This window comes from Bradyrhizobium sp. USDA 4510, from assembly GCF_054059095.1.
Window position 1 is genome coordinate 3,967,191 of sequence record NZ_JBSSBT010000001.1, and the last position, 26,079, is coordinate 3,993,269.

Sequence of the window (26,079 nt, forward strand, 5' to 3'; positions counted from 1 at the left end):
AGAAAAACGAAGAGGGAGCAAGCAATGCCAGGGACCGACAAGGGGATGGACAAGGCGTCGACGACGCGGCGCGACCTTCTGCAGATGGCGGCGGCAGGTGGAGCTGCGGCCGGCCTGCTCGGCGGAATGGGCATGACGACGTCCGCGCTCGCCGCCGAAATGGGACGCTCGGAAAAGCCGTTGAAGGCGGCATTCTCCAACGCCGGACTGCAGGCGACATGGTGTGCGCAAGGCAAGCAGGCCGCCGAGTTCTGGGGCAAGCTGTTCAACGTCGAAGTGACCTGGTTCGACGGCCAGCTCGATGCCGTCAAGCAGCGCGCCGCGATCGACAACATGGCGTCGCAGAAATGGGATTTCGTCGCGATCCAGGCGTTCGGCATCGGCACGCTGACCCAGCCGGTGCAGAAGATGATCGACGCCGGGACCCCCGTGATCGACATGGACACGCTTATTGCTCCTCTCGATCAAATTAACGTCCACTCGTTCCTCGCACCTGACAACGAGTTCATGGGCGCCTCCGTAACGCAGGCGCTGTGCAACGCGATCGGCGGCAAGGGCAAGGTCATCATGACCCAGGGCGCGCTCGGCCATACCGGCGCGCAGGGCCGCGCCAAGGGCTTCAACTCGGTCATCAAGCAGTTCCCGAACATCGAGGTGCTGGATACCCAGCCCGCCGACTGGGACGTCTCGAAGACCGCCCGGCTCTGGGAAACCTATCTGACCAAATACTCGCAGATCGACGCCGCCTTCTTCCACAATGACGACATGGCGCTCGCCGCCTACAACATCATGAAGGCGCGCAACCGCACCAACATCCTGATCGGCGGTGTCGACGCCATGCCGCCGGCGATTCAGGCGGTCAGCGAAGGCCGCATGTTCGCGACCGTCCGCAATCCGTCCTGCCGCATCCATGGCGGCGCGATCGTCGCGGGCGTCGCCGCCGTGGTCGGCGGCGAAAAGAGCGGCCAGGGCATTCCGAAGAATGTCGTGACCGACGGTCCAGTCGTGACCAAGGCCAACGCCGCCGGCATGCAATGGATGGAGGATCATTTCCTGATCTGAGCGGGCCTCATGACGCAGGGACGCTCGGCGATCCTCGAATTGCACCAGATCACGAAGGCCTTCGGCGGCGTCGAAGCCCTTCGTGGGATCGACTTCGCGCTGCACGCCGGCGAGATCCATGGTCTCGTCGGCGAGAACGGCGCCGGAAAAAGTACGCTGATGAAGATCATCGCCGGCGTGCATCCGGAGTTCTCCGGCCGCTTCATGCTGGACGGCAAGGAGACCCGCTTCCGCTCCACCCGTGACGCGCACGCCGCCGGCATCGGCATGGTGCATCAGGAGCTCAGCGTCGCGCCTGACCTCACGGTCGCTGAGAATGTGTTCCTCGGCAACCAGCCGACCAACCGCCTCGGCTTCGTGCAATGGCGGCGGATGGCGCGCGAGGCCGGCGAGCAGCTGGCCCGGTTTGGCATCGACGTCAACCCGATGACGCGGCTCGGCGATTTGCCGATCGGCCTGCAGCAGCTGATCGAGATCGCTCGCGTGCTGTTTTCCGGCGCACGCATCATCATCCTGGACGAGCCGACCTCCGCCCTCTCTCCGCCCGAGGTCGAACGCCTCTTTGCGACGCTGCACAGGCTGCGCGACGAAGGCACCAGCATCGTCTTCATCTCGCACTTCATCGAGGACATTTTGCGGGTCTCCGACGTGGTGACGGTGTTCCGCAACGGGCGGAAGATCGCGGAGACCGCGTCCGCGGACACCACCAAGGGCGCCCTGATCGAGGCCATGATCGGCCGCGGCGGCGAGGCGCTGGAACACAGCTACACCGATGACCTGATGCTCCCGCAATCGAGCGGAGGCGCGGCGGTGCTGAAGGTCGATCAGCTCTCGCTGCGCCGCAGCCTGCAGGACGTCTCGTTCGAGGCCCGCTCCGGCGAAGTGCTCGGTATCTACGGCTTCATGGGCTGCGGGCAGCTGGAGCTGTCGCGCATCCTGTTCGGCAAGCTGCGACCCGACGGCGGAACGCTTGCGGTCGACGGCGCCACGAAGACGTTTCGCAGCACCGCGGCGGCGCGACGGGCCGGCGTCGCCCTGGTGCCGGAAAGCCGGCGCGCCATGCTGTTCCACCAGGAACCGGTCTACAAGAACATCTCGATCAGCATCCTCGAACGGATCTCGGCGCTGCTGCTCAAGCCGGTGCGCGAGCGTGCGATCGCCCAGCGCCAGGTCGAGCAACTGCAGATCCGGCCGCCGGTGGTCGGCCTCGATCTCGGCATGCTGTCCGGCGGCAATCAGCAGAAGGTGGCGCTGGCGAAATGGCTAGCCTATCCGCCGCGCGTCCTGGTGCTGTGCGAGCCGACCCGCGGCATGGATGTCGGCGCCAAGAACGACGTGATCAACATCGTGCGCGATCTCCGCGCCAAGGGGCTGGCGATCATCGTGCTGTCGACCGAGCCGGAGACGGTGCTGTCGCTGGCCGACCGGATCCTGGTGCTGAAGCGCGGCGCGGTGGTGCGCGAATTCGCGGGCGAAGCGGTCAGCAAGGACCGGCTGCTGGAGGCGGCCTAGAGCATGATCCGGAAAAGTGCGAAGCGGTTTTCCGATGCTCAAACAAACAGAGAAAGCGCGATGACCACCTCATCGCGCTTGATGGAGAGACATGATGGCAAGCAGTGACGGCGCCACGGCGCGAGCGGATCACCAGCGGTCGCGCGGGCTGGCGCCCTTCCTGCGCTCGCAGATGCGCAACATTGCGCCGTTCCTGACGCTGATCTTCCTCAGCGCCTTCTTCGCGATCGCGAGCCCGTCGTTTGCCACCATCGACAATGTCGGCAACATCCTCACGCAAGTGTCGGTCACCGGCATCATCGCCGTCGGCCTCACCTTCGTGATCCTGTGCGCCGAGATCGACCTGTCGATCGCCAGCATCGCCAACGTCACCGGCATTGCGGTGGCGTACTTCACGCTGCAGGAATCCTACGTCAACATCGCCAATGTCCCGATGCCGGGCATCGTCGCGATCCTGCTGGCGCTGGCGCTGTGCGCGCTGCTCGGCCTCGTCAACGCGCTGGGGCTGACCATGATCGGCATCCCCTCCTTCATCATGACGCTCGCCATGATGCAGATTGCGGCCGGCGTCTCGGCGCTGCTGGTGCGCGGCCAGATCGCCTACAAGGTGCCGGACCTGATCACGACGCTCGGCTCCGGCTCGATCGGCGGCATCCCCTGGATTGTGATCGTCGCCGCGGTGATGCTGCTCGGCGGCCACCTGGTGCTGACCTACACACGGTTCGGCCGCTACGTCTACATGGTCGGCGGCAACCGCGAGGCCGCGGAATTTGCCGGCCTCAACGTCAAGCTCATCCTCGGCAGTGTGATGGTGATCTCGGCGGTGTGCTCGGGGATCGGCGGCATGCTCGGCGTCGCCCATTTCGGCAGCGCCCAGCAGAACGAGTTCGATACCTATCTGCTGGATTCGATCGCGGCCGTGGTGGTCGGCGGCACCAGCCTGTTCGGCGGCCGCGGCGGCATCGGCAACACCATCGTCGGCCTGTTCGTGCTCGGCGTTCTCAACAACGGCCTCGACCACGTCAATATCGACAGCTTCCTGAAGATCCTGATCCGCGGGTTGATCCTGCTCGCGGCGCTGATCATCAACGTGTACGCGCAGCGGCTGCGGGAACAGGCGGCGGATTAAGGATGAAGGAGCTGAGCACACAGCTCTCTCCATTCGTCGTCCCTGCGAAAGCACGGACCCATACGCCGCGGCGGGTATTGTTGAAGGAACTCGTCATTCCAGCGTCGCTCAACAATGATCGTTGGTGGTTATGGGTCCCGGCCTTCGCCGGGACGACGCCGAGTGTGTATCGCTTGTGAGTCAAACATCCGCATTCTCGCGACATGATTTGTCCGAGCTTGCTGTTCGTTCCGCCCTCGCGTTGAAGAGGGCGCAGGGAAAGCCGCGCTGCGTAGGACGAGTAGAGCGAAGCGAAACCCATCAACTCTTATCGCGCTGTCAGAATGATGGGTACCGCTTCGCTCCACCCATCCTACGCTTCCCGGCTACCTCGCAAAATCCGGCTGCCAGTTGCGCAGCTCGCGGGCGGCGTAGGTGACCGCGCCGATCGTCGTGTAGGACGGCGCCTCCAGCATCATATTGCGGGCGAGCTTGAGGGCCCGCGCCTCGCAGATCGCGCGCTGCTTCTCGTCGGCGATCCACTCGAAGTCGATGTTGTGCGCGAGACCAAGGATGCGCCGGATGGTCTTGGCCGCGGCGAAGCCGACGGTGTCCTCGAACAGCCGCGCCATGTACGCCTGCCGTTCTGCCTCCAACCGCGCGGCACCTGCCTCGCCGGTAAACAGCGACACCGGATAGCCGTCGCCGTTCGCCTCGCTGCGCCACAGCGCCAGGAACTTTCGGGAAAACTCGCTCCAGACGCCCTCCATGGTCGCGAGTAGCCAGGCCTCGAACGAGGCGCGCTCGCCCGGCGTGCGCTCGTGGCCGGCGGAGGCCAGATAGGCCATCAGGAGGTTGCCGATGACGGCGCCGATGTCGAAGCCCATCGGGCCGTAGAAGGCGAACTCGGGATCGATTACCCTGGTCTCGCTGTCTGTAACCATGATCGAGCCGGTATGCAGATCGCCGTGCAGCAGCGCCTGCGGGCTCGCCATGAATTTCAGCTTCAGCCTGGAGATCGCGACATGCAGGTCGAGGTCCTCGCGGAACGCCGCGGCGGTTGCGTCGAGATACGGCGCGGTCCAGCGGTTCTGCTCGGCGATGCGGTAGGGATCGGTGAAGATCAGGTCTTCTGTGATCTTGCAGAGCGCGTGGTTGCCGGCGAAATCGGCGATGCCCTCCTTCTTCTCCGCGGCCGACAACGCAAGGTCGGACGTGAAGAACAGCGTTTGCGCCAGGAAGGTTGAGATATCCTCGACAAAGCGCGGGTACCACGTGGCCTCGATCAGGCCCTTGCGCATGATGATGTGCGGCTCGAGTAGCTCCATCGCGGTGAGCGCGAGCGGCGCATCATGATGCAGCACCGCCGGCACGAGCATCGGCGCCAGCCGCGCCTGATGCACCAGCGCCATGTGCTCGTAATGCGCCCGCGACAGCGGCAGCGGCCAGCTCTCGCCGACGAGGCGCACATACGGCAGCGCCTGCTTGACCGCGAGGCCGCCGCTTCCGCCCTTGACGATGAAGACGAGATTGAGATTGCCGTCGCCGACCTCGCTGATCGACCAGTCCGCCGGCGCGCCGCCGAGCTGCGCGACGATGGCGGGCAGCCCCGCGAGATAATCCCGCAGATCGGCTTCCCGCAGGATTCGATATGCGCTCGGCCCGGAGCCCGGCTGGGACTGCAGGTTCATCGTGGTCGCCTCCTCCGCATTGCCAGGGCGAGGTTGATCCCCACTCCATTGGCATCAGTTTCTAAAACAGCATCCCCATCGGTTCGTAGCCCGGGTGAGCCAACGGGTCGCGCGAACGCGCGCCCGATGACAGGCTCCGCGATACCCGGGAAAGTGATCCCGCATGTCGCTTCGCTCATGCGGGCTACTTCTGCGTATCAGAACGGCATTCCCATCAGCTTCGACAGCCGCTCGATCGAGAGATAGCCGGAATGATAGGCCCACATCGCGATCGCGAAGATCACGGCGGAAATCAGCGTGGTCCACAGCAGCTTGCGGCCCATCCGCGCCAGGATCGGCGCGCCGGGGTCGGTGCCGGGCGCGCCGACATTGTCCTCGTGCTGGCTGCGCACGCCGAACGGCAGCGTCAGGAACAGCACGAGCCACCAAAGCACGAAGTAGATCGCAAGTCCGGTGGAGATCTGGTAAGCCATGCGGCCTCAGTCCTGTTCGATCTCGACCAGGGCGCCGGAAAAGTCCTTCGGGTGGAAGAACAGCACCGGCTTGCCATGCGCGCCGATCTTCGGCTGGCCGTCGCCCAGCACCCGCGCACCCTCGGCGATCATGCGGTCACGGGCCGCGATGATGTCGGGCACGTCGTAGCAGACATGGTGGATGCCGCCGTCGGCATTGCGCTCGACGAATTTCGCGATCGGCGAGGTCTCGCCCAGCGGCTCGATGAACTCGATCTTGGTGTTCGGCAGCGTCACGAACACGGTAATCACGCCGTGTTCCGGCAGCGGCACCGCATCGGAAATCTCGGCATTGAAGGCAGTGCCGTAGATCTTCGCGGCCTGCTTGGCGTCCTTGACCGCGATCGCGACGTGATTGAGCCGGCCCAGCATCTCTCTCTCCCTTTAGTTGAGCATGATCTTTTCGGAAAATCGCTTCGCACTCTTCCGGATCATGCTTAGGCTCAAACCGTCAGAACGTGCACGACGCAGATCGGCTTCTTGCCCCATTGCTCGTTCAGCGCCGCCCGCACCGCGCGCCGCACCGATTCCCCCAGCGCGTCCGGATCGCGCCGCCGCGGCTTCGGCAGGCCCTCGATCGTCGATACCACCACATCGAACACGATGTCGTCGAGCAGTTCGCCCGCCGCATTGTTCTCCGGCATGCCGACCAGATCAACCTCGGGATCGTCGACGAGCTCGCCCTGCTCGGTCATGGCGATGGCGACGAAGGCGCAGCCGGCAAAGCCCATCCGCCGCCGCTCCACCACAGCGCGCGACTTGGCGTCCTCCAGGATGGTTCCGTCCTTGTAGAGCCGCCCCGCCGGCACCTCGCCGATGATGCCGGGCTCGCCGGGCCCGAGCTTGACGAGGTCGCCGTTGCGGCAGGTCAGGACCTTGGGCACGCCGGCGGCGCGCGCCAGCTTGGCGTGTTCGGCGAGATGCAGCGCCTCGCCATGGACGGGGATCAGCAGTTGCGGCCGCACCCAGGAGATCATGTCGCGCAGCTCGTCGCGGCGCGGGTGGCCGGAGACGTGCACCAGATGCTCGCGGTCGGTGATGATCTCGACGCCCTGCATGACGAGGTTGTTGATGATCGAGCCGACCGCCTTCTCGTTGCCGGGAATGGTGCGGGAGGAGAAGATCACGGTGTCGCCCTTGTTCAGGGTGACCTGCGGATGGTCGTCATTGGCGATCCGCGCCAGCGCCGCACGCGGCTCGCCCTGGCTGCCGGTGCACAGCGCCAGCACCTTGTCGGCCGGGAAATGGCCGTAATAGTCGGCGCTGCGGAATTTATGCGAGCCATCGAGATAGCCGCATTCGCGCGCCACCTGCACCACGCGCTCCATGGCACGGCCGACCACGACGACCTCGCGGTCGGCGGCGTTGGCGGCGTCCGCCACCGCCCGCACCCGGGCGACATTGGAGGCGAAGGTCGTGACCGCGACCCGGCCCTTGGCCGCCTTGACCAGCTTCTTGATTGTGGCGGCGACCTCGGTCTCCGACGGCGAGCGCCCGTCGCGCACCGCATTGGTGGAATCGCCGACCAGCGCCAGCACGCCTTCATCGCCGAGCTCGCGCAGCCGCCGCTCGTCGGTCGGCTGGCCGATGATCGGGGTCGGATCGATCTTCCAGTCGCCGGTATGCAGCACGGTGCCGAGATCGGTCTTGATCGCCAGCGCGTGCGATTCCGGAATCGAATGCGCGACCGGGATGAACTCGACATTGAACGGACCGATATCGACTCGCCCGCCCGACGGGATCACCGTGACCGGGATTTTTGGCGGGTTGCGCTCGGCGGCGCATTTGGCCTCGAACAGCGCCGCGCTGAATTGCGTCGCGTAGATCTTGCAGCCGAGCTTCGGCCAAAGATCGATAATGGCACCGAAATGATCCTCATGGGCGTGCGTCAGCACGAGGCCCACCAGATTGTTGCGCTCCTTCTCGAGGAAGCGGACGTCGGGCATGATCAGGTCGATGCCCGGCAGATGCTCCTCGTCGCCGAAGGAGACGCCGAGATCGACCGCGAGGAAGGACCGCTGGTGGCGGTTGCCGAGGCCGTAGATCGACAGGTTCATGCCGATCTCGCCGACGCCGCCGAGCGGCGCAAAGGTGAGCTCGTCCGGACGCGCCATCAGTTCGCCCTCACCGAGGCTGCGGTGCCGAAATAGACCTCGCCGGCGGTCACGGGCAGGCGCTCGCCATCAGCAGTGCGGACGATCAGGCAGCCGGTATCATCGATGGTGTCGAACGTGCCCTCAAGGGTCGCCGAGCCGGTCTGGACCGCGACCTTCTCGCCGAGCCCGGCCGCGCGCTCCAGCCACAGCCTGCGGATCTCGGGGAAGCCGCGGCCGTCGTCCCAGATGCCGCGAAACTCGACCCAGGCGTCCGACAGCGCGGCAAACAGCTCCTCCGCCCCGATCTGGATGCCGAGCGCCGCGAGCGATACGGCCGGCGTCGGCGTCCCCTCTGGTGCTGCGACGACATTGGTGCCGATGCCGACGACGACCGCCAGCCGGCTCCCGATGGCTTCGGCCTCAAGCAGGATGCCCGAGAGCTTCCTGCCGTTGGCCAGCACGTCGTTCGGCCATTTCAGGGTGAACTTCGGGCTGTCCGGCCCGAGCCGCAGCGCCGCCTCGATGCTGACCTTCCGCAGCGCAGCTTCGAGCGACAGCCCGGCGGCGAAGCCGAGGGTAGCGGCGACTGCCGGCTGGACGTCCGTCACCTCGAGGATCGTGCTGGCGAGATTGCCGCGCGGCGCGACCCAGACCCGCTGCCGCCGCCCGCGGCCCGCGGTCTGTTCGGGCGTCACGAACCACATCGGCCCCCGCTCGCCGCCGCGGGCGCGCAGCATCGCCTCGGCATTGGTCGAGCCGATCTGATCGAAGGCGGCGAGCCGATAGCCCGCCGCTATGGCCCGGGGCCCGAGCGTGAAGGTCATGTCAGCGTTATGCGCATGATTGGTTCCGAAAGCCAGCATCCCGATTTCGGAACCGCACGCGTCAAAATAGCGATTTTGCCGCCGCCGTGGCCACACTCACCAGCGGGCCCGGATAGGCGAAGTAGAAGATATTGAAGATGCCGGCGACCGCCAGCACGGTGCGCAGCTCGACGCGGACCGGGTCGAGCTTGCCGAGCGGCTGGTCGAAATACATCACCTTGACGATCGACAGATAGTAGAACGCACCCACCACGCTGGTCAGCACGCCGATCACGGCGAGCGTGAACAGATTGGCCTTGATCGCGGCGACGAACACGTACCATTTGCCGAAGAACCCGGCGAGCGGCGGCACGCCGGCCAGCGAGAACAGCAGCATCGCGAAGATGAAGGCGAGCAGCGGGTTGGTGCGGGAGAGGCCGGCGAAATCGCTGATCTGCTCCAGCGCCTGGCCATTGCGCTTCATCGCCAGGATGATGCTGAAGGAACCGAGCGTCATCGCGACGTAGATCGTGATGTAGATCAGGACGCCCTGGGCGCCCTCGACCGTGCCGGAAGCGAGGCCGACCAGCGCAAAGCCCATATGGCCGATCGAGGAATAGGCCATCAGCCGCTTGATGTTGGTCTGGCCGATCGCGGCAAACGAGCCCAGCGCCATTGAGGCGATCGCCACGAACACCAGGATCTGCTGCCACTGGGTGACGATGCCCGGGAACGCGGTCAGCGTCGCGCGGGTGAACACCGCGAGCGCCGCGACCTTCGGGGCGGACGCGAAGAACGCCGTCACCGGCGTCGGCGCGCCCTCATAGACGTCGGGCGTCCACATGTGGAACGGGACCGCCGACACCTTGAAGCAGAGGCCGGCGAGCAGGAACACCAGGCCGAACACGATGCCGATGCTGCCGGTCGTCGCGGCGGCCGCGATGCCGGCGAAGCTGACGGTGCCGGTGAAGCCGTAGATCAGCGAGGCGCCGTAGAGCAGCATGCCCGACGACAGCGCCCCGAGCACGAAATACTTCAGGCCCGCCTCGCTCGACTTGGCGTTGTCGCGCTGGCTGGCGGCGACGACGTAGAGCGCAAGGCTCATCAGCTCGAGGCCGAGATAGAGCGAGATCAGGTCGCCGGCCGAGATCAGCACCATCATGCCGAGCGTCGACAGCAGCACCAGGATCGAGAACTCGAAGTTGCGGCTCGACGGCTGTGACAGGTACTCCGTCGACAGGATCAGGGTTGCCGCCGAGGCGATCAGCGCGAGGACCTTCAGGAAGCGCGCGAAATCATCGACGATGAAGCTGCCGCCGAAGGTCACGAGCTTGCCGGCCGGCAACCAAAGCTCCAGCACGCCGGTCAGCACCAGGAGACAGATCGCCAGCGCCGTGACGAGCCGCGTCGTCCCCTGCCCGCGATAGGCTCCGATCATCAACAGCACCATGGCGCCGACCGCGAGCACCAGCTCCGGCAGCACCGGCTGCAACTGATAACCTGCACTGGAAAAGCTCATGACGAGGGCCTTACTGGACGGTCAGCGCGGCTGCCTTCACGGCAGTCACGGCGGTTTGGTAATTGTTGACGAGCTGCTGCACCGAGGCCGCCGACATGTCGAGCACCGGCTTCGGATAGACGCCGAACAGGATGGTCAGTGCGATCAGCGGGAACAGCGTCACGCATTCGCGGAAGGTGAGATCCTTGATCGACATCAGCGACGGCTTGACCAGCGCCCCGAACACCACCTTGCGGTAGAGCCAGAGCGCGTAGCAGGCCGACAGGATCACGCCGGTGGTGGCGAAGAACGCCGTCGGCAGCGAGATCTTGAAGGTGCCGAGCAGCGTCATGAACTCGCCGACGAATCCGCTGGTGCCCGGCAGACCGACATTGGCCATGGTGAAGACCATGAAGGTCAGCGCGTAGAGCGGCATCCGGTTGACGAGACCGCCATAGGCCGCGATCTCGCGGGTGTGCATGCGGTCGTAGACGACGCCGACGCAAAGGAACAGCGCGCCGGAGACGATGCCGTGCGAGACCATCTGGAACATGCCGCCGGCGACGCCCTGCGTGGTCACCGCGAAGATGCCCATGGTGACGAAGCCCATATGCGCGACGGACGAATACGCGATCAGCTTCTTCATGTCCTCCTGCATCATCGCCACCAGCGAGGTGTAGATGATGGCAATGACGGACAGCACGAACACGAACGGCGCGAAGTCGTGCGAGGCCAGCGGAAACATCGGCAGCGAGAAGCGCAGGAAGCCGTAGCCGCCCATCTTCAGCAGGATCGCGGCCAGGATCACCGAGCCCGCCGTCGGCGCCTCGACGTGCGCGTCGGGCAGCCAGGTGTGCACCGGCCACATCGGCATCTTCACCGCGAACGAGGCGAAGAAGGCCAGCCATGCCCAGGTCTGCATCGACCGCGGCACCGCGGTGTGCATCAGGGTCGGGATGTCGGTCGTGCCGGCGTTCCAGTACAGCGCCATGATGGCGAGCAGCATCAGGACCGAGCCGAGGAAGGTGTAGAGGAAGAACTTGAACGACGCATAGACCCGGCGCGGGCCGCCCCAGACGCCGATGATCAGGAACATCGGGATCAGGCCGCCCTCGAAGAACAAATAGAACAGCACGAGGTCGAGCGCCGAGAAGGTGCCGACCATCAGCGTTTCCAGGATCAGGAACGCCATCATGTATTCGCCGACGCGCTGCGTCACCGACTTCCAGCTCGCGATGATGCAGAGCGGCATGATCGCGGTGGTCAGGATGATCAGCGGCAGCGAGATGCCGTCGACGCCCATGTGATAGGTGATGCCGGTGGCGAGCCAGGACGCCTTCTCGACAAACTGGAAGTCGGTCGAGGCCGGATCGAAGCGCGCCACCAGGATCAGCGAGATCGCGAAGGTGATCAGCGTGGTCCACAGCGCGATCCAGCGCGCCGTGCGGCTCGCGGTCTCGTCACCGCCCCGCGCCAGCAGATAGACCAGGATCGCACCGACCGCCGGCAGGAAGGTCGTGACCGAAAGGATGGGCCAGGTTGTCATCTACTGGCCTCCCAAGCCGAACATGAACCAGGTGATCAATCCGGCGGCCCCGATCAGCATCGCGAATGCGTAGTGATAGAGGTAGCCGGTCTGCAATTTCACGACGTTGCGGGTGACGTCGAGCACGCGGGCGGAGACGCCATCGGGACCGAAGCCGTCGATGATGAAGCCGTCGCCCTTCTTCCACAGCGTGTAGCCGAGCCACTTCGCCGGGCGCACGAAGATCCAGTCGTACAGCTCGTCGAAGTACCATTTGTTGAGCAGGAACTGGTACAGCATCGGCTGCTGCTGCGCGAGCTCGACCGGTAGGTACGGCCTGCGGATGTAGAACAGATACGAGATGAACAGGCCGAGCGCCATCATCACGGTGGGCAGCGGCGCAAGCCAGCCCGGCATGTGCTCCATGTCCTCGAGGATGTGCGGGTTCATCTTCACGGACTCGCGGAAGAACTCTTCCACGCCGTGCGGGTTGACGAACAGCTCCTTGAACGGCAGGCCCGCCAGGATCGAGCCGGCGGCGAGCACGCCGATCGGCACCAGCATCCACACCGGGCTCTCATGCGCCGCGTCGTAGTGCTTCTGGTCGTGCGGCTCGCCGAAGAACGTCTTGAAGATCAGGCGCCAGGAGTAGAACGAGGTCAGGCCGGCGGCCACGATGGTCAAGAGATAGGCGTAGGTCGCGAACGGATTATGCGCCGCATAGGCCGCCTCGATGATCGCGTCCTTGGAGAAGTAGCCGGCGAACAGCGGGAAGCCGGTCAGCGCCAGGGTGCCAATGCACATCACCGCGAAGGTGTACGGGATCTTGCGCCACAGGCCGCCCATGTTGCGGATGTCCTGCTCGTGATGCATCGCGTAGATCACCGAGCCTGACCCTAAGAACAGCAGCGCCTTGAAGAAGGCGTGCGTGAACAAATGGAACATGCCGACCGAATAGGCCCCCGCTCCCATCGCCACGAACATGTAGCCGAGCTGCGAACAGGTCGAATACGCGACGATGCGCTTGATGTCGTTCTGCACGAGGCCGATCGTGGCGGCGAAGAACGCCGTGGTCGCGCCGAAGAACATCACCACCGCCTGCGCGGTCGGCGACAGCTCGAACAGCGGCGACAGCCGCGCCACCATGAACACGCCGGCGGTGACCATGGTCGCGGCATGGATCAGTGCCGACACCGGGGTCGGACCTTCCATCGCGTCCGGCAACCAGGTGTGCAGCAGGAACTGGGCCGACTTGCCCATCGCGCCCATGAACAGCAACAGGCAGGTCAAGGTCAGCGCGTCGGCCTGCCAGCCGAAGAAGTTGATGGTCTTGCCGGTCAGACCGGGCGCGGCATGGAAGATGGTCTCGAAATCGGTCGAGCCGACCAGCGCGTAGATCGCGAAGATGCCGAGCGCGAAGCCGAAGTCGCCGACGCGGTTGACCACGAAGGCCTTGATCGCCGCGGCATTGGCCGACGGCTTCTGGTACCAGAACCCGATCAGCAAGTAGCTCGCGAGGCCGACGCCCTCCCAGCCGAAGAACAGCTGAACGAGGTTGTCCGACGTCACCAGCATCAACATCGCGAAGGTGAACAGCGAGAGATAGCCGAAGAAGCGCGGCCGGTTCGGATCCTCGTCCATGTAGCCGATGGAATAGAGGTGGACGAGCGCGGACACCGTGTTGACCACGACCAGCATCACCGCGGTCAGGGTGTCGACCCGCAGCGTCCAGGCCACCTGCAGGTCGCCCGAGTTGATCCAGGGCAGCAGCACGACGCGCGCGTCATGGTGCATGAAGCCGACATCGACCAGCGTGAACCACGACAGCGCCGCCGACACGAACAAGAGGCCCGTGGTGATCAGCTCGGCAAGGCGCGAGCCGGCGGCCGCCGGCTCGGAGACATGGTGATCGTCATGGCCATGGTCATCATGGCCGTGATCGTCATGGGCCGCGGAGGCATGGGCGTCGCCATGCGCATCGTCGTGATGGTCGACGGTATCGCCGCTCGGGCAGCGCGCATGGGCACCGACCAGCGAGATAATGCCTGCGAGGATGGCGCCCAGCAGAGGCAGGAATACGATTGCCTGAACCATAACTGCGCCTAGCCCTTCATCAGATTGACGTCTTCAACCGCGATCGAACCGCGGTTGCGGAAATACACCACCAGCACGGCGAGACCGATCGCAGCCTCGGCGGCGGCCACCGTCAGCACCAAGAGCGCGAACACCTGGCCGACGATGTCGCCGAGGAAGGTCGAGAACGCCACCAGGTTGATGTTGACCGACAGCAGGATCAGCTCGATCGACATCAGGATGACGATGATGTTCTTGCGGTTGAGGAAGATGCCGAGGATCCCGAGCGTGAACAGGATCGCGGCGACCGCGAGATAGTGTCCGAGCCCGATCGTCATTTCACCCACTCCGCCGCGTCGGCATCCTGCAGGCCCTGCCCCGACGCCACCTTGCGCATCGCCATCGCCATCTCGGGCGTGCGCGCGTTCTGCACGTTGATGTTCTGCCGCTTGACCTTGGCCTTGTGGCGCAGCGTCAGCACGATGGCGCCGATCATCGCGACCAGCAGCACCATGCCGGCGAGCTGGAAGTAATGGATGTACTTCGTATAGAGCACGAGGCCGAGCGCCTCGGTGTTGCTGACATTGGTCGGGATCGCCGCGGTGATCGTCTTGGTCACGGCCGGGTTGATCACCCAGGCGCCGACGACGAGCAGCAGCTCGAACATGAAGATGCCGCCGATCACGATGCCAATCGGCAGATACTGGATGAAGCCCTCGCGTAGCTCGACGAAGTCGACGTCGAGCATCATGATCACGAACAGGAACAGCACCGCGACCGCGCCGACATAGACCACGATCAGCATCATCCCGAGGAACTCGGCGCCCATCAGGATGAACAGACCGGCCGCGTTGACGAAGGCCAGGATCAGGAACAGCACGGAGTGCACGGGATTGCGCGAGACAATCACCATGACCGCCGAGGCCACGCAGGCCGCAGCAAACAGGTAGAAGAACAGCGCCGGAAGGATCATGCCCTCACCTCACCGGTACGGCGCGTCGAGCGCGATCGACTTCGCGATCTCGCGCTCCCAGCGGTCGCCATTGGCGAGCAGCTTGGCCTTGTCATAGTACAGTTCCTCGCGGGTCTCGGTCGCGAATTCGAAATTCGGTCCCTCGACGATGGCGTCCACCGGGCATGCCTCCTGGCACAGGCCGCAATAGATGCACTTCACCATGTCGATGTCGTACCGCACCGTGCGGCGGGTGCCGTCGTTGCGGCGCGGGCCGGCCTCGATCGTGATCGCCTGCGCCGGGCAGATCGCCTCGCACAGCTTGCAGGCGATGCAGCGTTCCTCGCCGTTCGGATAGCGGCGCAGCGCGTGCTCGCCGCGGAAGCGCGGCGAGATCGGGCCCTTCTCGAAGGGATAGTTCAGCGTCGGCTTCGGCTGGAAGAAATAGCGCATCGCGAGGAAGAACGCCGAGACGAATTCCGACAGCAGAAGCGAGCGGGCTGTTGCGTTGACATTGACACTCATGACGGCCTCACTTCGGCGCGATGCCGGCGAACTGCAGCACGCCGGCCACGATCACCACCATCGCCAGCGACAGCGGCAGGAACACCTTCCAGCCGAGCCGCATCAGTTGATCGTAGCGGTAGCGCGGCACGATCGCCTTCGCCATCGCGAACATGAAGAACATGAAGAACACCTTCAGGGCGAACCAGACGATGCCCGGAATCCAGGTGAACGGCGGCAGATTGACCGGCGGCAGCCAGCCGCCCAGGAACAGGATCGACGCCAGCGCGCACATCGTGGTGATCGCGACATACTCGCCGAGCATGAACAAAAGATACGGGGTCGAGCCGTATTCGGTCATGAAGCCGGCGACCAACTCGGATTCGGCCTCGACCAGATCGAACGGCGGACGATTGGTTTCGGCCAGCGCCGAGACGTAGAACACGACGAACATCGGGAACAGCGGCCACACATACCAGTTCAGGATGGTGAGCTGCGGCAGGCCGATCAGGTGCGCAAGCCCGCGGGTGTTCTGCGCCTCGACCACAGCCGACAGGTTCAGCGAGCCGACGCAGAGCAGCACGGTGATGATGACGAAGCCGATCGAGACCTCGTAGGACACCATCTGCGCCGCCGAGCGCAGCGCGGCCAGGAACGGATATTTCGAGTTCGACGACCAGCCGGCCATGATGATGCCGTAGATCGACAGCGACGAGATCGCGAAGATGTAGAGAACGCCGACATTGATGTCGGAGATCACCCAGCCGAGATCGAACGGGATCACCGCCCAGGCGGCCAGCGCCAGGATGCACGACACCAGCGGCGCGAGCAGGAACACGCCCTTGTTGGAGCCGGACGGAATCACCGGCTCCTTCAGCACGAATTTCAGGAGGTCGGCGAAGGATTGCAGCAATCCGAACGGCCCGACCACGTTGGGGCCGCGGCGGATCTGCACCGCCGCCCAGATCTTGCGGTCGGCGAGCAGGATGTAGGCGATCGCGATCAGGAGCACGACCAGCAGCAACAGGCTCTCCGCGACCATGATGATCAGCGGCCAGAGGAAGCCGGTCCAGAACGAGCTTGCGAAGAATTCAGCCATCAGGTCACGCTCACTCCGCTGCCGTCAGCATTCGGCCCGACGCCAGCCGCGAGCACTCCGCCATCACGGCAGAGGCCCGCGCGATCGGGTTGGTCAGATAGAAGTCCTCGACGGTCGGCTTGAATGCCGCCTTGTCGACGCTGCCGCCCTTGCCTGCCAGCGCCTTGACGTCGTCGGGCTTGCCGGCCTCGATCTGGTCGAGCCGCATCAGATGCGGGTAGGCCTTGAACATAGCCTGACGCAGCGCCTGCAGCGAGTCGAACGGCAGCTTCTTGCCGAGCACGTCGGACAGCGCGCGGATGATCGCCCAGTCCTCGCGGGCCTCGCCCGGCGGGAATGCGGCGCGGTTGGCGATCTGCGCCCGGCCTTCGGTGTTGACGTAGATGCCGGACTTCTCGGTATAGGCCGCGCCCGGCAGGATGACGTCGGCGCGATGCGCGCCCTGGTCGCCATGGGTGCCGATATAGACCACGAAGGTACCGTCCGGCACCTTGATCTCGTCGGCGCCAAGCAGGAACAGCACGTCGAGCGTGCCGAAGGTCGTCATCTGCGCTGAGGTCAGGCCACCAGCCGCCGGCGAGAAGCCGATATCGAGCGCGCCGGCGCGCGAGGCGGTATCCTGCAACACTGCAAAGCCGTTCCAGCCGTCCTTCAGCGCGCCGACGTCGACTGCGAGCTTGGCGGCCTGCGCCAGCACGGCCGCCCCGTCATGCCTGGTGTAGGCGCCGGCGCCGACCAGGATGATTGGGTGCTGCGCCTTCTTCAAGACGTCGGCAAAGGAGTGCTTGCCCGCCGCGAGATCGGCCAGCGTATCGGTGCCCGCGCCGAGATAGTCGTGGTCATAGGTGAAATCGGCCTTGGCGCCGATCATGCCGACCTTGAGGCCGCCGGTGCGCCAGCGCTTGCGGATCCGCGCGTTCAGCACGGCGGCTTCCTTGCGCGGATGCGAGCCGATGATCAGGATCGCGTCGGCCTGGTCGATGCCGGCAATGGTCGGATTGAAGATGTAGGAGCCGCGGCCGGCCTTGGCGTCGAACGCATCGCCGCCCTGCACGGCGAGATTGACCGAGCCGAACTTCGCGAGCATTTCCTTCAGCGCATACATTTCGTCGACCGCGGCCAGATCGCCGGCGATCGCGCCGATCCGCTTGCCGTCGCTGCGGCTGGCCTTGGCAGCGATGGCGGCGAAGGCTTCCTGCCAGGTCGCCGGCCGGAGCTGGCCGTTCTCGCGCACATAGGGACGGTCGAGGCGCTGCGTGCGCAGGCCGTCGACGATGTGGCGGGTCTTGTCGGAGATCCACTCCTCGTTCACCGCCTCGTTGATGCGCGGCAGGATGCGCATCACCTCGCGGCCGCGGGTGTCGACGCGGATCGCAGATCCCACGCCGTCCATGACGTCGACCGACTGGGTCTTGCCGAGCTCCCAGGGCCGCGCCGCGAAGGCGTAAGGCTTCGAGGTCAGCGCGCCGACCGGGCAGATATCGACGAGGTTGCCCTGCAGCTCCGAGCTCAGCGCCTGCTCGAGATAGGTGGTGATCTCCATGTCCTCGCCGCGGCCGGTCGCGCCCATTTCCGGCGCGCCGCAGACTTCGGCGGAGAAGCGGACGCAGCGCGTGCACTGGATGCAGCGGTTCATCGAGGTCTTGACCAGCGCGCCGAGATACTTGTCCTCGACCGCGCGCTTGTTCTCGGCGAAACGGCTGGTGTCGACGCCGTAGCCCATCGCCTGGTCCTGCAGATCGCACTCGCCGCCCTGGTCGCAGATCGGGCAGTCCAGCGGATGGTTGATCAGCAGGAACTCCATCACGCCTTCGCGCGCCTTCTTCACCATCGGCGAACGGGTCGAGATCTCCGGCGGCTCGCCCTTCGGGCCCGGACGGCAGTCGCGCACGGCCCAGGCGCAGCTCGCGACCGGCTTCGGGCCGCCCTTCACCTCGACCAGGCACATCCGGCAATTGCCGGCGATCGACAGCCGCTCGTGATAGCAGAAGCGCGGAATCTCGGCGCCGGCCGCCTCGCATGCCTGCAGCAGCGTGTACTCCGGCGGCACATCGATCTCTTTGCCATCGACGATGATCTTGCTCATGTCTGTCTCAAGTCTTTCCGAGCTTGCAGTCGGGCGGTGCGACGCTCGCGGTTTTCAATGAGGTCTTCACCCATTGCTGGGTGTCGGCGCCGTAGGTCGCGAGATAGGCAGGCTGCGCCTGGTTCTTCTCGCAGAGAAACGGCAGATGCGGTTTAAGGTCGTAGTCACACGATGCCTGCCATTCGCGCTTATCCGCGAAGGCGGCAAAGGTCTCCTCGCAGGCATAGAGGAAGTACGAGACAAAACTCTCATATTGCGATCGCTCCTCGCGACTGGCGGCCTTGATGGCCTCGTAGTCGGGCTGAGCGAATTTCGGATTCTGGAATGCGAGATCGGTGTAGCCGAGAAACGCCGAACGCGCGCTGGAGGCGCGGTTCGAGGTGCGGATTTCGTTGATCTGCAGCAGGATTGCAACAAAGCCGAGCAGCGCCACGGTCGCCTGCGCCATCTGCGCAAGCGTCCCGTGTTTCTGCCACCATGCGGCCTGTTGCGTCATCGCCAGCATTACTCCGCGGCTACCATGTGCATGGGATCGCGAACGCCCTGATCGTCGAGATCGGCCTTGTGCGAATACTGGTCGATGCGCTCTTCGATCTCGTGACGGAAATGCGCGATCAGGCCCTGGATCGGCCATGCCGCGGCGTCGCCGAGCGCGCAGATGGTGTGACCCTCGACCTGCTTGGTAACCTCGAGCAGCATGTCGATCTCGCGCTTGTGGGCACGGCCGTCGGCCATCCGGGTCAGGACGCGCCACATCCACCCCGTGCCCTCGCGGCACGGCGTGCACTGGCCGCAGCTCTCATGCTTGTAGAAATAGGAGATGCGCGCGATCGCCCGGATCAGGTCGGTCGACTTGTCCATCACGATCACCGCCGCGGTGCCGAGGCCCGAGCGCAGCTTGCTCAGGCTGTCGAAATCCATCGGCGTGTCGATGATCTGCTCGGCCGGCACCATGCGCACCGACGAACCGCCGGGGATCACGGCCTTCAGATTGCCCCAGCCGCCGCGGATGCCGCCGCAATGCTTCTCGATCAGCTCGCGGAACGGAATCCCCATCGCCTCTTCGACGTTGCAGGGCCGCTCGACGTGGCCGGAGATGCAGAACAGCTTGGTGCCGACATTGTTCGGCCGGCCGATGCCGGCGAACCAGGCGGCGCCGCGGCGCAGGATGTCCGGTGCGACCGCGATCGACTCGACGTTGTTGACGGTGGTCGGGCAGCCATAGAGGCCGACATTGGCCGGGAACGGCGGCTTCAGCCGCGGCTGCCCCTTCTTGCCCTCAAGGCTCTCGAGCAGCGCGGTCTCCTCGCCGCAGATATAGGCGCCGGCGCCGTGCGCGACATAGATGTCGAACGGCCAGCCGTTGATATTGTCCTTGCCGACCAGCCTGGCCTCATAGGCCTGGTCGATCGCCGCCTGCAGCCGCTCGCGTTCGCGGATGAACTCGCCGCGGATATAGACGTAGCAGGCATGCGCGCCCATCGCGAAGCTCGCGAGCAGGCAGCCCTCGACCAAAAGATGCGGATCGTGCCGCATGATCTCGCGGTCCTTGCAGGTGCCGGGCTCCGACTCGTCGGCGTTGACGACGAGATAGCTCGGACGGCCGTCCTTGGATTCCTTCGGCATGAAGGACCACTTCATGCCGGTCGGGAAGCCGGCGCCGCCGCGGCCACGCAGGCCCGACGCCTTCATCTCGTTGATGATCCAGTCGCGCCCCTTGTCGATGATCCCTTTGGTGCCATCCCAGGCGCCTCTGCGGCGCGCGCCCTCGAGGCTCCAATCATGCAGGCCGTAGAGGTTCTTGAAGATGCGGTCCTTGTCGTCGAGCATGCTCAAAACTTTCCGAACATCACCGATTGGCTTGCGAATAAGCGAGCCCGGCAGCGCAGCCGCCGAACACGATGGCCCACAACAGGCTGGATTCCAGCGTGGCGCTCAGGCCGTAGCGTTGCAGCAGGAACATGAAGCCCGCCGCGACAACGGTATGCAGGGCGATCGTGCGCCAAGCCTTCATCGCAGCGCCCCTTCCCGTCTCATCTGCTAGCACCTGAAAGCTCCGCATCAGGTGGTTTCCTTCAGCGTCGTCGGCCCGCCCGCGGGCGCCGAGAACTGACGGTCGACCTGCGGGCCCGGCTTCGGCGGATTGCCGGCGGCAAAGCCGTCGAGGACCTTGCCGAAGCTTTCCTTGGTCAGGTCCTCATAGGTGTCCTTCCAGATCAGCACCATCGGCGCGTTCACGCAGGCCCCTAAGCACTCGACTTCTTCCCAGGAGAAGTTGCCGTCCTTCGACAGCTGGAAGGGATCGTGATGGATGCGGTGCTGGCAGACCTCGATCAGGTCGGCGGCGCCGCGCAGCCGGCACGGCGTGGTGCCGCACACCTGCACATGCGCCTTCTTGCCGACCGGCGAGAGCTGGAACATGGTGTAGAACGTCGCGATCTCGAGCATGCGGATATGCGGCATCTCGAGCAGGTCGGCGACAGCGCGGATCGCGGCTTCCGAGACCCAGCCGTCATGCTGCTCCTGCACGCGCCACAGGATCGCGATCGCGGCCGAAGCCTGCCGTCCCGGCGGATATTTCTCGATCTGCTTCTTGGCCCAGGCAAGATTCTCGTCCGTGAACGTGAAGCTCGCGGGCTGCAATTCCTTCGGGGCAAGGCGGCGGACGGACATCGATCAAACTCTCATTGCGCGCGGTTCGGATGCGGACATCGTCACCGGTCGACTTCGCCGAACACGATGTCCAGCGAGCCCAGGATGGCGGAAACGTCGGCCAGCAGATGGCCCCTGCAGATGTGATCCATCGCCTGCAGATGGGCGAAGCCCGGCGCGCGGATCTTGCACTTGTAGGGCTTGTTGGAGCCGTCGGCGACGAGGTAGACGCCGAACTCGCCCTTCGGCGCCTCGACCGCGGCATAGATTTCGCCGGCCGGCACGTGCACGCCTTCGGTGTAGAGCTTGAAGTGATGGATCAGCGCTTCCATCGAGCGCTTCATCTCACCGCGGCGCGGCGGCGCGATCTTGTTGTCCTCGACCACGACCGGGCCCTGCCCGTCGGGTGCCTTGAGCTTCTGGATGCACTGCTTCATGATGCGCACCGACTGGCGCATCTCTTCCATGCGGATCAGATAGCGGTCGTAGCAGTCGCCGTTCTTTCCGATCGGAATGTCGAAATCCATCTCGGCGTAGCACTCGTAGGGCTGCGACTTGCGCAGGTCCCAGGCCGCGCCCGAGCCGCGCACCATCACGCCGGAGAAGCCCCACTCCCAGGCTTCCTTGAGCGGCACCACGCCGATATCGACGTTGCGCTGCTTGAAGATGCGGTTGCCGGTGAGCAGCCGATCGAGGTCGTCGACGACCTTGAGGAACGGATCGCACCACGCCTCGATGTCGTCGATCAGCTTCGGCGGCAGGTCCTGATGCACGCCGCCGACGCGGAAGAACGCCGCGTGCATGCGCGAGCCCGAGGCGCGCTCATAGAACACCATCAGCTTCTCGCGCTCTTCGAAGCCCCACAGCGGCGGGGTCAGCGCGCCGACGTCCATCGCCTGGGTGGTGACGTTGAGCAGATGCGACAGGATGCGGCCGATCTCGCAATAGAGCACGCGGATCAACTGGCCGCGGCGCGGCACCGTAATGCCGAGCAGCTTTTCCGCCGCGAGGCAGAACGCATGCTCCTGGTTCATCGGCGCGACATAGTCGAGCCGGTCGAAATAGGGAATCGCCTGCAGATAGGTCTTGTGCTCGATCAGCTTCTCGGTGCCGCGGTGAAGCAGGCCGATATGCGGATCGACGCGTTCGACGACTTCGCCGTCAAGCTCCAACACAAGACGAAGCACGCCGTGCGCCGCCGGATGCTGCGGCCCAAAGTTGATGGTGAAGTTACGAAGGTTTTGCGGTTGTTCATTCATGGCTTCGGCTCCGCCTTGGCCTTCTCATCGCCGGGCAGCGGATAGTCCGCGCCTTCCCAGGGCGAAAGGAAATCGAACTTGCGGAACTCCTGGTTGAGCCGGACCGGCTCGTACAGCACCCGCTTCTCCTGGTCGTCGTAGCGGACCTCGACGAAGCCGGTGAGCGGGAAATCCTTGCGCAGCGGATGGCCGTCGAAGCCGTAGTCCGTCAGCAGGCGGCGCATGTCGGGATGGCCGGTGAAGATCACGCCATAGAGGTCGTAGGTCTCGCGCTCGAACCAGTCGGCGCCCGGGAAGACGCCGATGATCGACGGCACCTGCGTGGTCTCGTCGGCCTGCCCGCGCAAACGGACGCGCGCGTTCAGCGTCGGCGACAGCAGATGGTAGACGACGTCGAAGCGCTTCTCGCGGCTCGGATAGTCGACCGCGGTCACGTCGGTGACGTTGACGAAACGGCAGCCGGGATCGTCACGCAGAAACCTGGCGACCTCCACGATTCTGCCAATCTCGACGTCGATAGTGAGCTGATTGAACGCGACCGAGTGCGCCGTGGCCGCGCCCGGAAGCGCGCTCACGATCGTCTGCCCAAGGGCGTCGAGCTTGCCGTCGTCCATACCTGAAACCTTAGCGTTCAATAGTGCCGATACGGCGGATCTTCTTCTGCAGCAGCAGCACACCGTAGAGCAGCGCTTCCGCCGTGGGCGGGCAGCCGGGCACGTAGATGTCGATCGGCACGATGCGATCGCAGCCACGCACCACCGAATAGGAGTAGTGATAGTAGCCGCCGCCATTGGCGCAGGAGCCCATCGAGATGACGTAGCGCGGCTCCGGCATCTGGTCGTAGACCTTGCGCAGCGCGGGCGCCATCTTGTTGGTCAGGGTGCCCGCAACGATCATCACGTCGGACTGCCGCGGCGAGGCGCGCGGTGCGAAGCCGAAGCGTTCGACGTCATAGCGCGGCATCGAGACCTGCATCATCTCGACCGCACAGCAGGCGAGACCGAAGGTCATCCACATCAGGGAGCCGGTGCGCGCCCAGGTGATGAGGTCATCGGCTGCAGCGACGAAGAAGCCCTTGTCGGACAGCTCGTGATTGACCTCGAGGAAAAACGGATCATTGGCGCCGACCGGCTTACCGGTCGACGGATCAAGGATACCCCTCGGAGCCATGGCGATCTCAGATTTGGCAATCGCCGGCTGGGAGGTTGCGGCGGTGGGGCTCAATCCCATTCGAGCGCGCCTTTCTTCCATTCATACGCAAATCCGACCGTCAGCACGGCCAGGAACACCATCATCGACCAGAACCCGGTGGCGCCGAGCTTTCCGAACGCCACGGCCCAGGGGAACAGGAACGCCACTTCGAGGTCGAAGATGATGAAGAGGATCGCCACCAGATAGAACCGGACGTCGAACTTCATGCGGGCGTCGTCAAAAGCGTTGAATCCGCATTCATAGGCGGACAGCTTTTCCGGGTCCGGCGATTGGAACGCGAGCAGGAACGGCGCGATCAGGAGTGCCAGACCGATCAGGCTCGCGACTCCGATAAAGACCACAAGTGGGAGATAATTCTGCAGGATGCCGGTCATCGGCGAGGCCTTCTTGCTGCGGTTTCGGACATGCCGCAGATTCGTTGATTGGAATTGTTCTTGAGGCTTTAGCGCAGCGCAACAGGGGGCGCAAGACAAGCTATTTTGACGCTTTTACCGTCCTTCCCGCGGGCTCTTGGCCTCATCAGGCGGATGCGCTTGCCTCCATGGGCAACGCCGCGGCGGCCATCCGGTGCCCTGCGCTCTCCCCATATCAGCCCAGCCCCCGCTCGGCAGCGAGCATCTCGGCGGCGGTCAGGGTGAGCCGATCGATGTGTCCGAGCAGCAGCTCAAGATCCCCCGGCGCAAGCTGTTCCAGCAGGTGCCGGTTTCGCTCCTGCGCGCCGGCCACGATGGCATCATGGGCTGCCAGGCCGGCCTTGGTGAGAGAGACCAGGGTCTCCCGGTTGTCGCGCGGATTGGCCGCCTTCGCCACCAGCTTGCGCGCCACGAGCTCGGCGAGCGCCCGGCTGATCTGCCCCTTGTCCATGCCGACGGCCTCGGCGAGCCGCACCACACTCATCGGCGGCCGCCGGCCGAGCGAGGCGACCAGACCGAACTCGACCGAGGACAGGCCGGTCAGGCGCTTGTAGCGCAGCATCGCGCCGCGCCTGAGCAGGTTCGCCAGCACCATCAGCCGCGACGACATCATCGCAGTGATCGGCGCCAGTTCGGAATCGACAACGGCCTCCGGCGGCAAGGCCCTCTCAGTCCTGAGCTTCTCGGTCATCACCAACCTCTGCCAACAAAGCCGCGCGCTGCCAAGCTCAACGATATCGTTGACATTGTCATCTATCTATCGTTGACTTGGTCAACGATAGATCAGCCGCCGGCGCCCGACCAGCGGCGGGGAGGACAACATGACGATCACCCAGCGGGACCGCGATCTCGGCACGGCCTATGCGATGAAGCCGTCGAGCACCCGGACCGAGCTCACCTCGGTCGGCCGCGGCACGCCGATGGGCGAGCTGTTGCGCCGGTATTGGCACCCGGTCGGCCTCACCGGTGACGCCTCCGATATCCCCAGAAAAGTCCGCGCACTTGGCGAAGACCTGATCCTGTTCCGCGACCGGCATGGCCGGGCCGGCCTGCTACATGCGCGCTGCAGCCACCGCGGCACCACGCTCTATTACGGCAAGGTCGAGGAAGACGGTATCCGCTGCTGCTATCACGGCTGGAAATTCGACACCGAGGGCCGCTGCCTCGAACAACCCTGCGAGCCCGACGGCGGCCTGTTCAAGGACAAGGTGCGCCAGCCCTGGTATCCGGTGCAGGAACGCTACGGCCTGATCTTCGCCTATATGGGGCCGGCCGAGAAAAGGCCGGTGCTGCCGCGCTACGAGTGCCTGGAAAACATGGAAGACGGCGAGTTCGTCGAGGCCGACGATTCCTCGATCGGCGGCGGCGGCCCTGCCGTGATCCCCTGCAACTGGCTGCAGCATTTCGAGAACGTCGCCGACCCCTACCATGTGCCGGTGCTGCACGGCTCGTTCTCAGGGCCGCAGTTCACCAACATGATGGCCTCGATGCCCGAAGTGAAGTTCGAGATGTCGCCGCGCGGCGTCGCGGTGCGCTCGATCCGCAGGCAGGACGACGGCAAGGTGTTCTATCGCGTCACCGAGGCCGCCCTCCCCACACTCCGCGTCGTGCCCAATCCGCGCGTCGCGCAGTTCGCGCGCGTCGAATCGATCGGCTGGACCTTGCCGATCGACGACACCTCGTTCCGCATCTACGTCGCCGGCCGGGTCAAGAACGCGGGCGATATCGGGCGGATGCGCTCGAAGTTCAACGGCAAGTTCTGGTGGGACATGACCAAGGCCGAGCACCAGCAATTTCCCGGCGACTACGAGGCCCAGGTCGGCCAGGGAGCGGTGACGATCCATTCCGAAGAGCATTTTGGCCAGAGCGACCGCGGCATCCTGATGATCCGCCGGATGCTCACTGACCAGCTCGAGGCCATGGCCACCGGCCGCGACCCGATCGGGGTGTCGTTCGACGCCGACACGAGGCCGGTCGAATTCGAGGCAGGGAATTACATCCGCGAGGCGTAAGGCCCGCGCG

General features: G+C 64.9%; 26 protein-coding genes. 4 read left to right on the top strand and 22 right to left on the bottom strand.

Annotation, left to right across the window (positions count from 1 at the left end; all coding sequences use genetic code 11):
- Nucleotides 1-24: 24 nt before the first annotated feature.
- The 3 genes from ACVMDN_RS18110 (at nucleotide 25) to ACVMDN_RS18120 (ending at nucleotide 3,703) form a co-directional block, all read left to right on the top strand.
- Nucleotides 25-1,062, top strand: a complete 1,038-nt coding sequence (locus ACVMDN_RS18110) for a sugar ABC transporter substrate-binding protein (RefSeq protein WP_253590132.1) — start codon at nucleotides 25-27, stop codon at nucleotides 1,060-1,062.
- Between the two features lie 9 nt (nucleotides 1,063-1,071).
- A complete protein-coding gene (locus tag ACVMDN_RS18115) occupies nucleotides 1,072-2,574 on the top strand; it encodes a sugar ABC transporter ATP-binding protein (protein ID WP_253639759.1) in 1,503 nt (500 codons plus the stop codon).
- A gap of 94 nt (nucleotides 2,575-2,668) precedes the next feature.
- Nucleotides 2,669-3,703 carry an ABC transporter permease gene (locus tag ACVMDN_RS18120; protein ID WP_038385101.1) on the top strand — a complete coding sequence of 345 codons (1,035 nt, stop codon included), beginning with the start codon at nucleotides 2,669-2,671 and terminating at the stop codon, nucleotides 3,701-3,703.
- Between the two features lie 365 nt (nucleotides 3,704-4,068).
- On the opposite strand, the gene mtnK is transcribed toward ACVMDN_RS18120, so the two are convergent.
- From mtnK to ACVMDN_RS18230, 22 genes are all read right to left on the bottom strand, one after another.
- A complete protein-coding gene (gene mtnK / locus ACVMDN_RS18125) occupies nucleotides 4,069-5,373 on the bottom strand; it encodes an S-methyl-5-thioribose kinase (protein ID WP_456835080.1) in 1,305 nt (434 codons plus the stop codon).
- Between the two features lie 197 nt (nucleotides 5,374-5,570).
- A complete protein-coding gene (locus ACVMDN_RS18130; RefSeq protein WP_057016477.1) occupies nucleotides 5,571-5,846 on the bottom strand; it encodes a DUF1467 family protein in 276 nt (91 codons plus the stop codon).
- Nucleotides 5,847-5,852: 6 nt separating this feature from the next.
- Nucleotides 5,853-6,257: a methylmalonyl-CoA epimerase gene (mce, locus tag ACVMDN_RS18135; RefSeq protein ID WP_253639757.1), complete on the bottom strand. Its 405-nt coding sequence runs from the start codon at nucleotides 6,255-6,257 to the stop codon at nucleotides 5,853-5,855.
- A 71-nt stretch (nucleotides 6,258-6,328) separates the two neighbouring features.
- On the bottom strand, nucleotides 6,329-7,999 hold the full coding sequence (locus tag ACVMDN_RS18140; RefSeq protein ID WP_141340991.1) for a ribonuclease J: 1,671 nt from the start codon (nucleotides 7,997-7,999) through the stop codon (nucleotides 6,329-6,331).
- Nucleotides 7,999-8,805, bottom strand: a complete 807-nt coding sequence (locus ACVMDN_RS18145) for a biotin--[acetyl-CoA-carboxylase] ligase (protein ID WP_076825413.1) — start codon at nucleotides 8,803-8,805, stop codon at nucleotides 7,999-8,001. Before ACVMDN_RS18145 ends, ACVMDN_RS18140 begins: the two co-directional genes overlap by 1 nt.
- A 61-nt stretch (nucleotides 8,806-8,866) precedes the next feature.
- A complete protein-coding gene (nuoN, locus tag ACVMDN_RS18150; RefSeq protein ID WP_057016475.1) occupies nucleotides 8,867-10,303 on the bottom strand; it encodes an NADH-quinone oxidoreductase subunit NuoN in 1,437 nt (478 codons plus the stop codon).
- Nucleotides 10,304-10,313: 10 nt separating this feature from the next.
- The gene (locus tag ACVMDN_RS18155) at nucleotides 10,314-11,828 is read right to left on the bottom strand and encodes an NADH-quinone oxidoreductase subunit M (protein WP_016841819.1); all 1,515 of its coding nucleotides are present in this window, start codon (nucleotides 11,826-11,828) and stop codon (nucleotides 10,314-10,316) included.
- A complete protein-coding gene (gene nuoL / locus ACVMDN_RS18160; protein ID WP_076825360.1) occupies nucleotides 11,829-13,901 on the bottom strand; it encodes an NADH-quinone oxidoreductase subunit L in 2,073 nt (690 codons plus the stop codon).
- A gap of 8 nt (nucleotides 13,902-13,909) precedes the next feature.
- Nucleotides 13,910-14,218 carry an NADH-quinone oxidoreductase subunit NuoK gene (gene nuoK / locus ACVMDN_RS18165; RefSeq protein ID WP_016841823.1) on the bottom strand — a complete coding sequence of 103 codons (309 nt, stop codon included), beginning with the start codon at nucleotides 14,216-14,218 and terminating at the stop codon, nucleotides 13,910-13,912.
- A complete protein-coding gene (locus ACVMDN_RS18170; protein ID WP_028333975.1) occupies nucleotides 14,215-14,853 on the bottom strand; it encodes an NADH-quinone oxidoreductase subunit J in 639 nt (212 codons plus the stop codon). The genes nuoK and ACVMDN_RS18170 overlap by 4 nt, the downstream gene beginning before the upstream one ends.
- Before the next feature lie 9 nt (nucleotides 14,854-14,862).
- The gene (nuoI, locus tag ACVMDN_RS18175) at nucleotides 14,863-15,357 is read right to left on the bottom strand and encodes an NADH-quinone oxidoreductase subunit NuoI (protein WP_018271854.1); all 495 of its coding nucleotides are present in this window, start codon (nucleotides 15,355-15,357) and stop codon (nucleotides 14,863-14,865) included.
- Nucleotides 15,358-15,364: 7 nt separating this feature from the next.
- Nucleotides 15,365-16,435, bottom strand: coding sequence for an NADH-quinone oxidoreductase subunit NuoH (gene nuoH, locus ACVMDN_RS18180; RefSeq protein WP_018271855.1), 1,071 nt, complete (start codon nucleotides 16,433-16,435; stop codon nucleotides 15,365-15,367).
- A gap of 10 nt (nucleotides 16,436-16,445) precedes the next feature.
- Nucleotides 16,446-18,521, bottom strand: a complete 2,076-nt coding sequence (gene nuoG / locus ACVMDN_RS18185) for an NADH-quinone oxidoreductase subunit NuoG (RefSeq protein ID WP_253639754.1) — start codon at nucleotides 18,519-18,521, stop codon at nucleotides 16,446-16,448.
- A 7-nt stretch (nucleotides 18,522-18,528) separates the two neighbouring features.
- The gene (locus ACVMDN_RS18190) at nucleotides 18,529-19,017 is read right to left on the bottom strand and encodes a hypothetical protein (RefSeq protein WP_141340995.1); all 489 of its coding nucleotides are present in this window, start codon (nucleotides 19,015-19,017) and stop codon (nucleotides 18,529-18,531) included.
- Nucleotides 19,018-19,025: 8 nt separating this feature from the next.
- Nucleotides 19,026-20,351, bottom strand: a complete 1,326-nt coding sequence (gene nuoF, locus ACVMDN_RS18195) for an NADH-quinone oxidoreductase subunit NuoF (protein WP_310885917.1) — start codon at nucleotides 20,349-20,351, stop codon at nucleotides 19,026-19,028.
- A 19-nt stretch (nucleotides 20,352-20,370) separates the two neighbouring features.
- Nucleotides 20,371-20,583, bottom strand: a complete 213-nt coding sequence (locus ACVMDN_RS18200) for a hypothetical protein (protein WP_035631350.1) — start codon at nucleotides 20,581-20,583, stop codon at nucleotides 20,371-20,373.
- Nucleotides 20,583-21,194, bottom strand: a complete 612-nt coding sequence (nuoE, locus tag ACVMDN_RS18205) for an NADH-quinone oxidoreductase subunit NuoE (RefSeq protein ID WP_029080758.1) — start codon at nucleotides 21,192-21,194, stop codon at nucleotides 20,583-20,585. Before nuoE ends, ACVMDN_RS18200 begins: the two co-directional genes overlap by 1 nt.
- Nucleotides 21,195-21,235: 41 nt before the next feature.
- Nucleotides 21,236-22,432: an NADH-quinone oxidoreductase subunit D gene (locus tag ACVMDN_RS18210; RefSeq protein WP_076825356.1), complete on the bottom strand. Its 1,197-nt coding sequence runs from the start codon at nucleotides 22,430-22,432 to the stop codon at nucleotides 21,236-21,238.
- Nucleotides 22,429-23,046: an NADH-quinone oxidoreductase subunit C gene (locus ACVMDN_RS18215; protein ID WP_076825355.1), complete on the bottom strand. Its 618-nt coding sequence runs from the start codon at nucleotides 23,044-23,046 to the stop codon at nucleotides 22,429-22,431. The genes ACVMDN_RS18210 and ACVMDN_RS18215 overlap by 4 nt, the downstream gene beginning before the upstream one ends.
- A 10-nt stretch (nucleotides 23,047-23,056) precedes the next feature.
- Nucleotides 23,057-23,602: a NuoB/complex I 20 kDa subunit family protein gene (locus ACVMDN_RS18220; protein ID WP_176936700.1), complete on the bottom strand. Its 546-nt coding sequence runs from the start codon at nucleotides 23,600-23,602 to the stop codon at nucleotides 23,057-23,059.
- A gap of 50 nt (nucleotides 23,603-23,652) precedes the next feature.
- Nucleotides 23,653-24,018, bottom strand: coding sequence for an NADH-quinone oxidoreductase subunit A (locus ACVMDN_RS18225; RefSeq protein WP_310885915.1), 366 nt, complete (start codon nucleotides 24,016-24,018; stop codon nucleotides 23,653-23,655).
- 214 nt (nucleotides 24,019-24,232) lie between these two features.
- Nucleotides 24,233-24,748 (bottom strand): MarR family winged helix-turn-helix transcriptional regulator, encoded by a 516-nt coding sequence (locus ACVMDN_RS18230; protein ID WP_057016467.1) that lies wholly within the window; start codon nucleotides 24,746-24,748, stop codon nucleotides 24,233-24,235.
- Between the two features lie 130 nt (nucleotides 24,749-24,878).
- Between ACVMDN_RS18230 and ACVMDN_RS18235 the strand changes: the two genes are divergently transcribed.
- Nucleotides 24,879-26,069: an aromatic ring-hydroxylating dioxygenase subunit alpha gene (locus ACVMDN_RS18235; RefSeq protein WP_310885914.1), complete on the top strand. Its 1,191-nt coding sequence runs from the start codon at nucleotides 24,879-24,881 to the stop codon at nucleotides 26,067-26,069.
- Nucleotides 26,070-26,079: the final 10 nt, after the last annotated feature.

Bases quoted from the DNA above. Each gene is read 5' to 3' on its own strand.
- ACVMDN_RS18210 (WP_076825356.1), bottom strand. From the start codon at position 22,432: ATGAATGAACAACCGCAAAACCTTCGTAACTTCACCATCAACTTTGGG.
- ACVMDN_RS18155 (WP_016841819.1), bottom strand. From the start codon at position 11,828: ATGACAACCTGGCCCATCCTTTCGGTCACGACCTTCCTGCCGGCGGTC.
- nuoN (WP_057016475.1), bottom strand. From the start codon at position 10,303: ATGAGCTTTTCCAGTGCAGGTTATCAGTTGCAGCCGGTGCTGCCGGAG.
- ACVMDN_RS18215 (WP_076825355.1), bottom strand. From the start codon at position 23,046: ATGGACGACGGCAAGCTCGACGCCCTTGGGCAGACGATCGTGAGCGCG.
- nuoK (WP_016841823.1), bottom strand. From the start codon at position 14,218: ATGACGATCGGGCTCGGACACTATCTCGCGGTCGCCGCGATCCTGTTC.
- ACVMDN_RS18170 (WP_028333975.1), bottom strand. From the start codon at position 14,853: ATGATCCTTCCGGCGCTGTTCTTCTACCTGTTTGCTGCGGCCTGCGTG.
- nuoG (WP_253639754.1), bottom strand. From the start codon at position 18,521: ATGAGCAAGATCATCGTCGATGGCAAAGAGATCGATGTGCCGCCGGAG.
- ACVMDN_RS18225 (WP_310885915.1), bottom strand. From the start codon at position 24,018: ATGACCGGCATCCTGCAGAATTATCTCCCACTTGTGGTCTTTATCGGA.
- ACVMDN_RS18140 (WP_141340991.1), bottom strand. From the start codon at position 7,999: ATGGCGCGTCCGGACGAGCTCACCTTTGCGCCGCTCGGCGGCGTCGGC.
- ACVMDN_RS18115 (WP_253639759.1), top strand. From the start codon at position 1,072: ATGACGCAGGGACGCTCGGCGATCCTCGAATTGCACCAGATCACGAAG.
- nuoE (WP_029080758.1), bottom strand. From the start codon at position 21,194: ATGTCCGTCCGCCGCCTTGCCCCGAAGGAATTGCAGCCCGCGAGCTTC.
- ACVMDN_RS18230 (WP_057016467.1), bottom strand. From the start codon at position 24,748: ATGACCGAGAAGCTCAGGACTGAGAGGGCCTTGCCGCCGGAGGCCGTT.
- ACVMDN_RS18220 (WP_176936700.1), bottom strand. From the start codon at position 23,602: ATGGCTCCGAGGGGTATCCTTGATCCGTCGACCGGTAAGCCGGTCGGC.
- mce (WP_253639757.1), bottom strand. From the start codon at position 6,257: ATGCTGGGCCGGCTCAATCACGTCGCGATCGCGGTCAAGGACGCCAAG.
- ACVMDN_RS18130 (WP_057016477.1), bottom strand. From the start codon at position 5,846: ATGGCTTACCAGATCTCCACCGGACTTGCGATCTACTTCGTGCTTTGG.
- nuoI (WP_018271854.1), bottom strand. From the start codon at position 15,357: ATGAGTGTCAATGTCAACGCAACAGCCCGCTCGCTTCTGCTGTCGGAA.
- nuoL (WP_076825360.1), bottom strand. From the start codon at position 13,901: ATGGTTCAGGCAATCGTATTCCTGCCTCTGCTGGGCGCCATCCTCGCA.
- ACVMDN_RS18110 (WP_253590132.1), top strand. From the start codon at position 25: ATGCCAGGGACCGACAAGGGGATGGACAAGGCGTCGACGACGCGGCGC.
- ACVMDN_RS18145 (WP_076825413.1), bottom strand. From the start codon at position 8,805: ATGACCTTCACGCTCGGGCCCCGGGCCATAGCGGCGGGCTATCGGCTC.
- ACVMDN_RS18200 (WP_035631350.1), bottom strand. From the start codon at position 20,583: ATGCGGAGCTTTCAGGTGCTAGCAGATGAGACGGGAAGGGGCGCTGCG.
- ACVMDN_RS18235 (WP_310885914.1), top strand. From the start codon at position 24,879: ATGACGATCACCCAGCGGGACCGCGATCTCGGCACGGCCTATGCGATG.
- mtnK (WP_456835080.1), bottom strand. From the start codon at position 5,373: ATGAACCTGCAGTCCCAGCCGGGCTCCGGGCCGAGCGCATATCGAATC.
- nuoH (WP_018271855.1), bottom strand. From the start codon at position 16,435: ATGGCTGAATTCTTCGCAAGCTCGTTCTGGACCGGCTTCCTCTGGCCG.
- ACVMDN_RS18120 (WP_038385101.1), top strand. From the start codon at position 2,669: ATGGCAAGCAGTGACGGCGCCACGGCGCGAGCGGATCACCAGCGGTCG.
- ACVMDN_RS18190 (WP_141340995.1), bottom strand. From the start codon at position 19,017: ATGACGCAACAGGCCGCATGGTGGCAGAAACACGGGACGCTTGCGCAG.
- nuoF (WP_310885917.1), bottom strand. From the start codon at position 20,351: ATGCTCGACGACAAGGACCGCATCTTCAAGAACCTCTACGGCCTGCAT.